Origin of the sequence: Leptospira broomii serovar Hurstbridge str. 5399, assembly GCF_000243715.2 — a bacterium.
Lineage (GTDB): Bacteria > Spirochaetota > Leptospiria > Leptospirales > Leptospiraceae > Leptospira_B > Leptospira_B broomii.
The window spans coordinates 527664-540545 of record NZ_AHMO02000011.1; the positions used below are offsets into that span (position 1 = coordinate 527664).

Genomic DNA, 12882 nt, shown 5'->3' on the forward strand with positions numbered 1-12882 from the left:
CGCCTGTATTGTATTACCGAATCCTCTACCCTGCTTGGTCTGCAAGCCCTTCTTTAACGAATTCGGGAGTTTCTTTTCCTTCATCTCGATCTTTAGCGATTTGCTCGAAGTAAGATTCGTAATAAGGAAAATTCGTTCCCATAATTCTATCCCAAACATTGAAATATAAACTATAATTTCCGTGAAACTTCTGATGGTGTAAGTTATGATGCGTGGAAGTATTAATCCATTTTAAAATTGGATGACTTGTCCATCCCCGAGGAAAGAACTCGTATCCAAGATGCCACCAAATATTCATTACCATGGCGTATATCGTGTGAGCGAGAAAGAAGCCGAAATGTATAGGCACAAAACAAATAAAGGGGACCACGTAAAACGCTTCAAGAAACGCTTCTAACCAATGGAAATTATAAGCGGCTAAAGGAGACGGATTTACTGATTGATGGTGGACGGAGTGAACTATCGGATATACTTTCCGGTGATGCATCAGACGGTGAAACCAGTAAAACCATGTTTCATGCCAAACTGTAATTAAAATAAAACTAAATATCGCATAAATCCAGCCGCCGTGTTCGGAAAGATTGAAGTAAATTTTCCGATTTAAATATCCGAATCCCGCTAACACATAAACGGAGAATGCAATCCCGCTAAACATAAATAGAGTAACGGCGGACTGCTTAATTTCGGATATAATCCTTTCGCTTTTAGGGAATTGTTTCTGAATTCTAAACCTTTGAAACGTTCCCTTCTTCCAGACCCAAAAGATGAAAAAAGCCAGGCCGGCAACAGGATAGTACCGAAGAAAATTCATCGTAAGTTGAAAAAGCCCGAACGATTTTGCACATTCCCAACTAAACTCGCATGACGGCATCTCATTACCTCTCGGAAGGAATAACGGAAAGATACTCGACTTTTAGAATTGACTCGACCGCACCGATCGGAACGGGAATAAAAAGGTGTCCGATCCGATCGAATCGGACCTATTTTCCGTTTCTTTTTACGATTCGCTTTCTATATTCGGAAGGCGTTAAACCGGTTTCCCGCCTAAAGACATCGTTAAACGTCGATTTAGAACGGAAGCCCGACGAATAAGCGAGTCAGCAACGTATCCATCGGACTCGATCGAATTTTCTCCATGGCTTCCCGGACTCTATATTCGTTTAATATTTGAAAGAAACTCTTCTTTTCCTCGTTGTTCAAATACTCCGAAAGCTGATGGGTGCTCAATCCTAAACGACGCGCAAGAGTAGATAAGGTCAATTGCTCTTCCCTATAGATTCTCTCGTTTTCAAAAAGATCTTTCAGCTTGGATTTGATATCGGTAAGGTCGAACTTTCCCAACTGGGATGCCTTAACTCGTTTTTCCTCCTCCACGACTTTACGAACCGCCAGAAAAAATTCCGGGTATCTCTGTCTATAAACGTAAATGAATAAAAGAAAAAGGCCAAGCCAAGCCCCAATTATGCCTAAAGGGTCCTTTCCGCCGAAGAGGACCGAATAGGATCCTATGAATGTGCTCAAGATCGCAAAGCTACTGAGAAATAGAATCGTAGCTAAATTAATATCTTTTTTAACGACCGAAAAACGAACTGTTCTGAATAGTCGTACAAGAACCGAGACCAAAAAATAAAGGAAGACACACATGGTGAATAGCACGGGTATTTTTACATGCCAATCGGTCCCGGAGACGGCGATTTTCTCTAAAAGTCGGATTTTATCATCACGATCCTGAAAGTAAAAAGGAGTAAGCCAGATAGCTATTCCTAGCGCCGGTAAAATCTTCAGCAGAAATCTACCAGGTTTTTCGGCGGGGTTTCCCCATGCCAACAATAAATATCGTTCCAACAATGCGCCAAGAACCGCCGAACAAGGAAGGTGAGTGAGAAATAAATAAGGAAAAAGTAAAATATTTCGAGAAGATACAAGATACGCGTGGAATAGAAAATAGGAAAGGGATAGAAAAATCCCGAACAAGACGATTCTTCGATTACCTCTTGAAAACGAAAAAATTTCCCCGATTGCGAAAAGTAACGAGAGTAGAGCCGAAAAAAGCAAGAAAAATGATAAAAACGAATTAGCCAATGTCTTGTGGATTGATTATGTACTAAATTTTAAATATTACGGTTTTATGTTTCTCTTAGCGAGAATTTGAAAAACCTTTCTAGAAACTTTTCAAAAAACTGCTTTCTTGTTTTTTACGGTTTTCTTGATATTATGACTATAGTTCCCTTCTGCAATCAAATTATGGCGGAATATCTCCAAATCACACTCTTAAAAAATGACCGGAATTGGAATATTCGAACTCAAATCATAGATAGAATCGCTGCGTTCCATTAAATCATTCGCCGCGACCTCACTTAGCATCCTATGATTCACAAAATGCGACTATAACCGACAATTATGGAAAATTCGGCGATATATTCAACGCATCCGAACCTGGGAACAAACGACCTACCGGTGAATATGATATCGGTTGGTCCAAAAGTAGTTGCATTATTATACAACTTTCCGAAAACTAACTTAGTTTCATTATTAAACCAGATCGTCAGGAGACGAAAACCATGAAATTTGAAGGCAAGAGAATATTAATTACCGGCGGGAACAGCGGAATCGGTTTAGCGACCGCGCGCAAATTCGTATCGGAAGGTGCGCGAGTTGCCATAACCGGTCGAGATAAAAATACCCTTGAAAACGCCGTTAAGGAATTAGGACCCAATGCAAAAGCGTTCCGCGCCGATGTTTTAAATTCCGATGAACGGAAGAATCTGTTCAAATCACTGGAGGAAGACTTCGGCGAACTGGACGCCGTATTTGCGAACGCGGGGATAGCAAAACCTACTCCATTAGGGAATACATCGGAAATCGACTTCGATCAGATCTTACGTGTTAATATCACGGGCGCATTTTTAACGATCCAAGCCGCACTCCCTTTATTAAAACGTGGATCATCTATAATATTAAACGGTTCCATTATGAGCTCGATAGGCCCTGGAGGAAACTCGGCTTATTCTGCTAGTAAAGCGGGAGTTAGAGCCATGACGAGAGTGTTAGCGGCCGAGCTAAGCCCGAAAGGAATTCGCGTTAACGTCGTCGTCCCTGGAGCGACTAAAACTCCAATCTGGGGCCCTATCGAATCTGCAAAAGCCAGACTGGAAGGCATCACAATGAGCATACCTTTACGGAGAATCGGGGAAGCCGACGAGATAGCAAACGTTGTCGCGTTCTTAGCGTCCGAAGATTCTTCCTATATTCAAGGATCCGAAATAGTCGTCGACGGAGGCACTAGTAATTCGCCGGCAGGAGCTCCAATTTATCTTGGCAAATAAGGAAAGCTATCGATAGAGTACAACTTTGAATATCGGGCAAAGAGGTAGATCCGTGAAACGTAGAAATTTAGATCAAGACGACTGCCCGATCGCGAGATCACTCGGAACATTCGGAGAATGGTGGTCTCTCCTCATTCTCCGAGACGCATTTATGGGAAAAAAAAGATTCGGCGAATTCGAAAAAAGCCTGGGACTTGCGAAGAACATCCTGAGCGTTCGATTACAGAAACTAGTCGCTGAAGGTATTCTTGAAATCGTTCCGGCTTCCGACGGAAGCGCTTACCAAGAGTATATATTAACCCAAAAAGGCAAAAGTATCTTTCCGATACTTGTCGCGATTCGGCAATGGGGGGAGGATTTTCAGTTCGGTAGCGGTTGTCCGGACAAAATTCTCGTAGATCGTAAATACGGAAAAACTTTACTCCCGATTGAAGTCAAATCTCGAGACGGCAGGGTCGTCGGGCCGGAAGACGTTCTTATTCAAAATACTGCTTTACGAAAACCGAAAGTTAAGAAAACCGTGAAAGCAAAAACGACTTAATTTTTGTTACAACAAATTCTAACTGCTTCCATCAATTTAGTCGAATCCCATGGCTTGGAAAATACGGCGTACGTTCCTGCCTCTCTCTTCACTCGTTCGGCTGCCGACTCATCTACATGCCCGGTAATTAATATGGACCGAATATTCGGATACTTTGCATGAATCAAAATTAAAAACTCATCTCCTTTAAGTCCCGGCATCAGCCAGTCCGAAAGAATCAGAATCACGTTTACCCCGGCTTCCACAAGTTCGTCTACGACTTCTAAAGCTTCGTTTCCGTTCAATGCGATTTCATACTGGAATTCGTCCCCGAATTGCTTTCTTAATTCTTGCTTCAACGTGATAAGAATTATAGGCTCGTCATCGACGCATAATATTGCATTTCGCTCAAACACACTTTTCACGGTAGAGCCTCTTTACTGGAATTAGCAGATTTTAGCCACACGCTAAATTTCGTTCGACCAGGTGCACTTTCAAATTCGATCCTTCCGCCCATCTTTTCGATGATCTTTTTACAGATATCCAAGCCCAAACCGACGCCTTCGCCGTGCTTTTTTGTCGTGAAGAAAGGTTCGAAAATTTTACCTTGAATTTCTTTTGGAATACCGGTGCCGGAATCTATAAACGAAGTTATAATCCAAGGTTCTTTCTTTTCAATTATGATTTCCATTTTGCCTTTGTAGTCCATTGAATGCAAACCATTATTCAATAAATTTATCCAGACCTGGTTTAGTTTATCGGCGTTACCTAAGCACTTTTCATTAGTATCGTAATTCCGAACAATTTCGACTCCGTACTTAATTTTACTATGATACAGAGTCAGAATCGTTTCGATCTCCGACCTAACGTCTACAAGGGAAATTTCGTCTTCTTGAACTTCTCCGCCGGGATTCAAATAATTTTTTAGAGCTTCCACGACATGGGAAGCCTTTCCAGTCGCAATGGAAATTACGTTGCTGAGTCGAACGATCGTAGATAGAGAAGCAACAGCTTGTAAAATCTCGGATGCGTTCTCGCTTTGCAACAGCCAAGGAAGATCGTGTTCGACTCTGTACAGCCCGGTTTCTATTACGGAATTAGCGATACTTTCATAATCTTTGATTCCCGATTCGCGTAATGTCCGAAATACTTCCTTTCTCAAAGTTCGATTCGGAAATTCTTCCGAACGGGAAGCTTCCCTCAGACCGACATCCAAAATGATTTTAAACCTTTTTAAATCTTCCTCGTTCAAATTCGAAAGGAGATTCGGTATGCTCTTTATTTCGTCCTGAATAATATCAAGTATAGCGCGATTGGAAGAAACAATCGCACCAAGCGGAGTATTCAATTCGTGTGTCATACTCGCCGCCAATTGCCCGAGAGTGGCTAATTTTTCCGAAAGAAGCAGTTGTCCTTGCGCATCCTTTAACTCGTGCATAGTCTTTTCTAGATTCTGAACGGCTTCTACAAGACTTTCATTCGATTTTTTCAATTCATCAGTTCGAATTTCGATTCGTTTCTCGAGCGTTGCGTTCAAATCCAAAATGGTCGCTTCCGCTTGTTTGTTTTTTGTTATATCGTATGATATTCCGAATATCTCCTTAGGAGATCCGTCCGAATTCCTTCTATAAATCAATTCCCTTGAGGTCAGCCATCTCCAATTCCCGTCTTTATGACGAATTCTATAATAGTGTTCGATTAAATCCTTGTCTCCGGTAGTCGCATATTTCGGGACAATACGATCCATATAGACTTGATAATCTTCCGGGTGAATTAGTATTGGTAGGATTTTACTACCCATTTCCTGAATTTCTTCGACCGAATACCCCAGTACAAGCTGAATTCCGTTGTTCGAATATACGTTTTTCATTTCAACTATATCGTAAATATATAATATATCTGGAGTGATATCCAAAATGGATTCGATAAACTGGTTTCTTTCCAAAAGTTTTTCTTCGATGATTTTTCTTTCGGTTATGTCGACCATCACTCCTCGAAGCCATTTCGGTTTTGCATCTTCGGCAATCACTCGAACTAAATCCCGAAGCCAAACGGTTCGGCCATCTTTACCGATAAATCTGTATTCGAATTCATGCGATTTCAAATTGGCAGTGCATTCTACGCAGTAATTTACCGCACGTTCCCTATCTTCCGGATGAATATGATCCGCCCAAAAGCCAGGCTCCTTCCAATCCCCAACCGAATAACCTAGCAAGCGTTCCGCCTGCTGGCTCACGAAAGTGAAGTTGAAAGTGATGGCATCCGCCTCCCAGACAATGCCCGGTGTGGTAGCAATTAAATCCCGAGACCGTTCCTCGCTTGACTTGGTCCGATGTAGGAATTCTTGAAGTTGTTCAGCCATATGGTTAAACGAACTGGAAAGAACTCTCAATTCTTCCAGGCGACTCATAGGGACCCGTTGAGTCAGGTCCCCTCCGGCCACAGCCTGCGTGGCCTGAGAAATCCGACTAATCGGAGCAGTCACCATGCTTGATAGGAAGGCTGCAATCAGTAAAGAAAGAGCTAAGGCAACCGCAAATACCATAGCAGATTGGCTGTTTCCCGTTCGAACTCCTTCCAAATAATAGGCTTCCGGCATAGCGGTAATGACAATCCAATCCATACTCTTGGAGTTGTCTTGATATGGAGTCGCCTGCATCAACCAATTCTCTCGGGACAAAGGCTTGGCAGTTATAATATGAAAAGAGGATTGGGTAGAAACATCGAGCCCTTGCAAGTTTCCGAATGTCTGCGTCAGTTTTTGAACCGCATTTTGTATCACCGGATCTTCGACCGACTCTCCACCGTTAGGCTGAGGCGTGAAAGATCTAGTTTGATTCGAACTCGAGATTAATTTACCTCTTCGATCTATAATGAAAGCCCGACCTACTGTCGCAATATTCGTATTTTTAAGCAGTTCTCCGACACCGCGTCGCCTTTCGAATTCGCTCGACCTTTCCGACAAGGCTAGAAAATCATCTAATTGTAAATTAATATTTTCGGATATTTCCTGATGTAGTCGCGCGGCGAGTTTATTTGCGGTTTCTTCGGAACTTCGTAAAGTCAAGTAAGATGTCATCCCTACCATTATAAGAACTAATACGATAAAGGGAGTCACTAGAAACATCCGAATCGGCAAGCCCTGATCGTAAAAACCGCCGCTCGGCTTTACGCTCCCTCTTCCGCTTTCCCAGATCCAATCCCTCGCTCCTATGATTTTTTCTTTAATATGACCGGGAATCCCGGCCCAAAACAGGGAGTATCTTTTCGCGAGAGGGAAAGCTCCGAGCATCGCAAACGGAGCGATTATCCAGGTAACGAGCGTAGTGAAAAATAATGCCGGAACGATATTTCGATAAGAAATCTCCGAGGTAAATTTATCCGAACAAATATACCCCCAAAGCTGCGGCTCGATGCTCATAAAAATTAAGACAAATAGTAAATACCAACCCCATGTCTTAGGTTTTCGAAAATCGGGATCCTTGCCTATTAATTGATAAGCGACCCAAAAACATGCAGGATTAATAAAATAGCCTACCAACCAATCTAACAGAAAATCGGGCGGAACGCCTTCCATTAGGTCCGAAATTCCATACGCAAACGGAACCGCGATTAACGCAGGGTAACCGAAAAGCAAAATGCATAAAAAAACGGACAGGTCCTTGAGGGATTCGAACGTTTGCGCTCCCGGTACAAAAACGATCAGGGACCCGAGATATCCCGTTATCAGGATCGAAACGAAGGTTACTATGACGCTTAACAATGCCTGCGAATCCCAGGCTTGTCGTTCTCTACCGAATCCCCACCTACCTCCCGGTCGAAACGTAAAACCGCCGTAGGCGGCAAGCATTAGAGCGAATCCGATCAAATAACCGAAGCGACCCCATACCTCTAGTAATGGGAGAGGTAATGATGCAAAAATTCCCTCAAACCATTTCAGAATGGGATTCATTCTTAGCCTCCACTCCTTCAATAGATGTAAAATTATTTCGATTCATGCCAAACCAGAATTATTAAGGTCGAGACCGATCCTTATTATCTATTACTCGAAAGAAATACCAGAATAAATCCGCTGCCGAAGGACGAGAAATTTAATTCTATAGGAAAAAATCAAACTCATTAAAGAGTCGATTGGGTGAGGATTTACGTAATTCTTCGCTTAATAAAAATACTAAAATTCGAAACGCTTACGGTTATTTTTTCGCATTCCGAATCGCAAAGTCCGTTCAACGACGTTTCGCCTGATATTAAAGTAGAAAAGCGCGTAATCCGCAACATGATAGTTGTCGCTCCAATATTGCCTGTAACCGGTATGGTTCGGTTCCGTCACTCTTAAAACACCGGCTTCACAAACGGCTCCGCAGATTTCCGAATCCACTCGATCAAATGAGAGAGGAACTCCTCCAAAATTCTCTTTTGCCGATCTAAACTCCTGCTTTAGATCCCAACTTAATGGATTCACGCAAATGTACGGGCCGGAAGAATCGTTTGGAAGCACTGGTACTTTAGCATTCTTGGAAAAAGATCTCCAAGAAACGAAGCATCTTGTTTGGAATTTTTCTTCGCAAGCGGGAATCCCGTTCGTATCCGAAAGCGGAACCGCTCCGCCGATTAAATATGCAACTATAAGTTTTTCCGAAAGAGGTTTATGAGAAAACCTTTCTCTTAGAAGTCGAACTGCATGCCTTGTTCCTTGACTGTGGGAAGCGATTATGATAGGTCGCCCTTGATTCCACAATCTTAGATAAGTATCGAACGCTTTCAAGACGTCCGAATAAGCTAGATCAAGAGCCTTTATACCGTCCGCCGCATCTAGAAACGAATATATAGTAGCTTGTCTATATCTTGGCGCAAAAATTCGGCCGACCTCATTGAACACGGTCGCCTGCCTTCGGATCGATTCCATATCGGTTCTATCATTTACGCTTTCGTCATCCATCGATGCATTCCAAGTACGACCGAAGTAGGTGGTAGGATGAATAAAGAAGATATCGACTCCATAGGAATCGAATTTATAAACTTTATAGGGAGATACCGGAATACTAAATGCCTGACTATCTTTTCCGGGAATCGCCGCCCAAGATTTTAAGTTCTCGTAATTCGGAACAGCCGGAGGAACGGTTTTCTGAAAAGATAAAGGAGGGCGAATTAACCAAAGACAAGACGGAATAGAGAGGATTGCGATCAGCGGAAATAATTTCTTCATACGCTCCGTACGGTAACACGTCAGGCATTACGGTAAATTAAATCTTAATCGTGATTCGATTGACGTATAGAATAATTTTCTATACATTATTGGGCAAGAGGATCGAACTCGGAATGGTCTCCTACTCCTCCGTATTTCTCTCGTCGATCGCCTTTATTTCCTTATAAAACGATAAAGAATTCAATGCCAAAGCAAGCTCGGATTTACGATTCGCCAATTCCCATCTCAAAGTTCGAATTTCCGACTTTAGTGCAGTCGTTTCGCTGATCATTTCGAGCATCTGAGAACGTAACCAACGTATTTGTTTTTTTTGAATCTTCGCTTTTGCGAGTAACCGCCAAACGAAGATAACATTCTTCATGGATCTCGGAACTTTTAAGGTCCCCGTCGCCGACAAAGTTCTCTCCTTTAAGGCGAGAGAATGACGAAGTCCTTTTACTAGAAACGATTCGCCGAGCAATCCCTCAAAATAAGCAATGCTAAACCAGTTCGAAGTTTTCATGAATTTAATATATAAAGACTACCCTAACAAGAATAAAGCTAGAAGGTCCTCTATCATCTATTCAATGAACCGCTTGACCATTGCCTTAAATTATTAAATATGAGTCATGCCGAGAACGCTTTGTCTATGCACCTTACGTTTATGTTCGCCGCTAAAGCATTTCTTTCACGGAAACCATATGCTACATTGTGGCATTTTTCAATAATAAAAATCTATTTAGTAGATAAAAAATCTTGAAAACACCTGCGGAACGATTTCAGCATATATTGGACAATTTTCCGGGAACTCAAGAGGAGTTCGGAAATACCATACGTAAATCTAGGCAATTAATCGGGGCGTATGCCGCAGGAAAGCGAATCATACCGGAAGCAACTGCATTAATAATAGAGTTAGTTCACGGATACAATAAGGAATGGTTGCTTAAAGGAGTCGGTCCGGAAAAAACCCAATTAACGAATCCGATTAAAGCTCTAAATAGGAAGGATTCGGATAGAAAATTAATTCGGAAGATAAATGGTCGAGAGGGCATAGTTGATCTAATCGAAGATCTATTACAGCTCTCCGTAAAAGAAACCGAAAGAATTCATAAAACCATTAAGAGTATCATTCGCAAGGGAAAGAAATAGGCCGCTATTTTAAATGCTTCCCGAATATTTTAACTAAGATATCGACCCTTTCCCTATAAGGTAGATCCATAGCCTCACCCAGCCGATAATCGTGCGCGATTAAATTCATGGTCAAGCGTCTCTTCCTGGCTAAATCTTGAACTTCATAATCCATAGGATCAGTCAGACGATAAAAGAATCCGTAAATCGGTTTTGTAATCCTCACGAAATGCGGAAGATCAGGCTCATACATCGAGAAGGTCCTGAGCTTAAATGCATTACAGTTTACGATCGCTACAGTCCAGATAAAAATACCGAAAATGGAACCTATCGCAGCCTGCCCGCCGGAAAAAATCCCGTAATGAGTCGGCTTAATCCAAATATACCATCCTACAGAAACGATGGGAGGCAAAAGTCCTAACAGCAACAAAACCGAACTCGCTCTCGTTTTTCCCCTAAAGCGAATCGCATTCCTTCCAAAATTAAAAATTGCGATCAGGAAAAGTAACAGAGAATGCAAAAGAATTCCGGAATAAACGAACGTCCTCGTAAATCTAAGCTGCTCCCCGGGGTTAGAAGCGAGGGTCAATACGTTCAATCTTAGGCTTTCTTCCAAAAAGAAACCGACAAGGATTAGGTGAGGAATCAGCCATTTCCAATTTGGACGGTAGACTTTCGCATTGTACGATATTGATATTAAATAGATAAGAAAAGGAGCGGGTATACTCGATGCCAGACCCAAATTTAATAAGACATTCAGCCAAGAATAGGGGACAATCTCCCTAAGTATAAAAGAGGAAAACCAAAGCCCCATAAATAAAGTCATGACGCCAAACAGAATCTGCACGGCTTTCCTCGGCTTAGGAACGAGTATTAACGCTCCTAAGACTACAAAAAAAAGAGCCGCGCAAAGATTCAATGCGACGACATGATTCGATGCAACAATTGACATGCTTGCGCCTTATTTAAAGTAATAAACGCAGCAATTTCAAGCAAACTTTTTTTGGGAATCTCGATTGTTTTAAAAAGTACCAATTCCCCATTGCAACGGAAGTCAGGAAAATAAATAGGTCCTGGATAATCCACGCTATGAATGGCGCCGGCAGCTAAATAAACACGTTCTATTCCCCGACGAAAGGGGCTGTACATCCCAAAGACTCGCGAGTAATTTCGCTTAATACAATAATCAGCGACACATCCGAAATTAAGAAAAGCTGCATATGTCCCTCGCGGAGTCCTTAAGAAAGCGACAGAATTCCAATCCGCGACATTCCGATCCAGGACGGCATATCGTTTCGGTAAATCCCCTAAGATCACTCCGATTTCCAAAGGAATTAAATTATTCGGTCTTTTTTCCACGATCCGCATTACCGATAAAATTTCTTCTCCCTTGGTGATAATAAACCAAATCGACCAAGGATCCAAATCGAAAGCTCTCCATTCCGAATCCTCATTACCCACATCCTCGTTCGCTTTTCTAACAAAGTCCTTTATTCGATGGATGAGAGGCCCCTGTGAAAAGCCCGCCACTTTCCAGCATTCGAACGAATCATTCTTCCAATAAACGGACACGCCTACCGGCGAGGTTTCTTGTTCTGTTTCTTCTGCTACAAACATATTCTCTCCGCGAGACCGAACGCCTCATATGCTAGATGATTATGTCATGTCGATAGACATTCACAAAGGATAAGTTTCCGTTATATTCAAAAGTAAAATAAGGATAAGAACCGAAGATAATACTCCAGATGCATTTTGGTAGGAAGGTTCTCAAATTTTATCGAAATGAATAACTATACTTAATCTCCGAATAAAAAATACCCCCTTAGGCATAGATAAAGCCTAGAATTTTCTTATTTTTTAATTAACTTTGAATGTATTAGTAAAAACGAAAGAACTTTCGTTTGAAATTCTTTTGATCTAATCTAAAGACCTGACGGCGTTAAAATTAAATGAACGCATGTTCGAAGCATATCGGCTACTCGATCCGTTATTGGAGGCTGCTGCTCGCGGATTAAGTCCGGAGCCGCGGAGATTTGTCAGGTTTAAAAACCCGAATTATTCCGAAGAAGACCGATGTCACCTGCCCTTCTTACTAATTCGGCCCGATTATGCACATTCATTTTTTTATAAATGTTCTTAACGTGATGCTGGATCGTATATTTACTGACTCCAAGGAATTCGGCTACTCGGTTAATCGTTTTTCCTTTTACCATCTCGTCTAAGATTTGTTTTTCCTTCTTAGTCAGTTTCACTTCGCTCGAACTTTCAATTCGCTTGAAACTATTTAAAACTCGAAACGCAATCGTAGGTGTGATAATGGCTCCACCGCGTAAAACTATATCGATGATGTCCGCTATATCCTGTAATTCCGATTTAAGTATATATCCTATCGCTCCGTAACCTAGAGATTTGAAAATAAGTTCGTCGGAATTCATATTGCTTAACATGATTTTGCTAGTTTCGGGCTCTCTTTCCGAAAGTTTTGCGGCCAAGTCCACTCCGTTCATTCCGGGAAGCATAATATCTAGAAATACTATATCCAGGCCTCTCCCTTTCTTATCCTGCAAAAAAGCCTCTGCAGACTCCCAATGAAGGAGCATACCGATCTGCGGTAAGGCCTCTAGTACCTTTATAATTTGCTCCTTATAATTGGAATCGTTTTCGACAATCCCGATATTCACGATCTTCTTTTCTTCATTCTCATTCATTTGATTTACTTAACC

General features: G+C 41.8%; 12 protein-coding genes and 1 pseudogene. 3 read left to right on the forward strand and 10 right to left on the reverse strand.

Translation table 11 applies throughout. The features are described 5' to 3' along the window. Nucleotides 1-25: 25 nt before the first annotated feature. The 3 genes and pseudogenes from LEP1GSC050_RS19785 to LEP1GSC050_RS19790 all read right to left on the reverse strand — a co-directional run bounded on the left by LEP1GSC050_RS19785 (nucleotide 26) and on the right by LEP1GSC050_RS19790 (nucleotide 1974). The gene (locus LEP1GSC050_RS19785) at nucleotides 26-871 is read right to left on the reverse strand and encodes a sterol desaturase family protein (protein ID WP_010570092.1); all 846 of its coding nucleotides are present in this window, start codon (nucleotides 869-871) and stop codon (nucleotides 26-28) included. 109 nt (nucleotides 872-980) lie between these two features. After that, nucleotides 981-1058 (reverse strand): annotated as a pseudogene (locus LEP1GSC050_RS21170) (hypothetical protein); the annotation flags it as partial. A 10-nt stretch (nucleotides 1059-1068) separates the two neighbouring features. After that, complete coding sequence (locus tag LEP1GSC050_RS19790) at nucleotides 1069-1974, reverse strand: helix-turn-helix domain-containing protein (RefSeq protein ID WP_232225845.1); 906 nt, start codon at nucleotides 1972-1974, stop codon at nucleotides 1069-1071. 587 nt (nucleotides 1975-2561) lie between these two features. Here LEP1GSC050_RS19790 and LEP1GSC050_RS19795 point away from each other — a divergent pair. Together LEP1GSC050_RS19795 and LEP1GSC050_RS19800 are read left to right on the forward strand one after the other, a co-directional pair. Continuing rightward, entirely contained in the window at nucleotides 2562-3326 is a 765-nt protein-coding gene (locus tag LEP1GSC050_RS19795; RefSeq protein WP_010570096.1) for an SDR family NAD(P)-dependent oxidoreductase, read from the forward strand. Nucleotides 3327-3378: 52 nt separating this feature from the next. After that, on the forward strand, nucleotides 3379-3867 hold the full coding sequence (locus LEP1GSC050_RS19800; protein ID WP_020987849.1) for a winged helix-turn-helix transcriptional regulator: 489 nt from the start codon (nucleotides 3379-3381) through the stop codon (nucleotides 3865-3867). On the opposite strand, the gene LEP1GSC050_RS19805 is transcribed toward LEP1GSC050_RS19800, so the two are convergent. The 4 genes from LEP1GSC050_RS19805 to LEP1GSC050_RS19820 all read right to left on the reverse strand — a co-directional run bounded on the left by LEP1GSC050_RS19805 (nucleotide 3864) and on the right by LEP1GSC050_RS19820 (nucleotide 9554). Further along, the gene (locus tag LEP1GSC050_RS19805) at nucleotides 3864-4271 is read right to left on the reverse strand and encodes a response regulator (protein WP_010570098.1); all 408 of its coding nucleotides are present in this window, start codon (nucleotides 4269-4271) and stop codon (nucleotides 3864-3866) included. The genes LEP1GSC050_RS19800 and LEP1GSC050_RS19805 overlap by 4 nt on opposite strands. Next, on the reverse strand, nucleotides 4268-7798 hold the full coding sequence (locus tag LEP1GSC050_RS19810; RefSeq protein WP_010570099.1) for a PAS domain-containing protein: 3531 nt from the start codon (nucleotides 7796-7798) through the stop codon (nucleotides 4268-4270). The genes LEP1GSC050_RS19805 and LEP1GSC050_RS19810 overlap by 4 nt, the downstream gene beginning before the upstream one ends. A gap of 219 nt (nucleotides 7799-8017) precedes the next feature. After that, nucleotides 8018-9052, reverse strand: a complete 1035-nt coding sequence (locus LEP1GSC050_RS19815) for a DUF3089 domain-containing protein (RefSeq protein ID WP_010570100.1) — start codon at nucleotides 9050-9052, stop codon at nucleotides 8018-8020. Between the two features lie 121 nt (nucleotides 9053-9173). Beyond that, nucleotides 9174-9554 (reverse strand): hypothetical protein, encoded by a 381-nt coding sequence (locus tag LEP1GSC050_RS19820; protein ID WP_010570101.1) that lies wholly within the window; start codon nucleotides 9552-9554, stop codon nucleotides 9174-9176. 233 nt (nucleotides 9555-9787) lie between these two features. Between LEP1GSC050_RS19820 and LEP1GSC050_RS19825 the strand changes: the two genes are divergently transcribed. Beyond that, nucleotides 9788-10180 carry a hypothetical protein gene (locus tag LEP1GSC050_RS19825; protein WP_010570102.1) on the forward strand — a complete coding sequence of 131 codons (393 nt, stop codon included), beginning with the start codon at nucleotides 9788-9790 and terminating at the stop codon, nucleotides 10178-10180. A 4-nt stretch (nucleotides 10181-10184) separates the two neighbouring features. On the opposite strand, the gene LEP1GSC050_RS19830 is transcribed toward LEP1GSC050_RS19825, so the two are convergent. The 3 genes from LEP1GSC050_RS19830 to LEP1GSC050_RS19840 form a co-directional block, all read right to left on the reverse strand. After that, a complete protein-coding gene (locus LEP1GSC050_RS19830; protein WP_020987846.1) occupies nucleotides 10185-11111 on the reverse strand; it encodes an LIC10906 family membrane protein in 927 nt (308 codons plus the stop codon). Then, on the reverse strand, nucleotides 11075-11776 hold the full coding sequence (locus tag LEP1GSC050_RS19835; protein ID WP_010570104.1) for an LBL_2463 family protein: 702 nt from the start codon (nucleotides 11774-11776) through the stop codon (nucleotides 11075-11077). Before LEP1GSC050_RS19835 ends, LEP1GSC050_RS19830 begins: the two co-directional genes overlap by 37 nt. 425 nt (nucleotides 11777-12201) lie before the next feature. Further along, complete coding sequence (locus LEP1GSC050_RS19840) at nucleotides 12202-12867, reverse strand: response regulator transcription factor (RefSeq protein ID WP_010570105.1); 666 nt, start codon at nucleotides 12865-12867, stop codon at nucleotides 12202-12204. Nucleotides 12868-12882 lie beyond the last annotated feature (15 nt).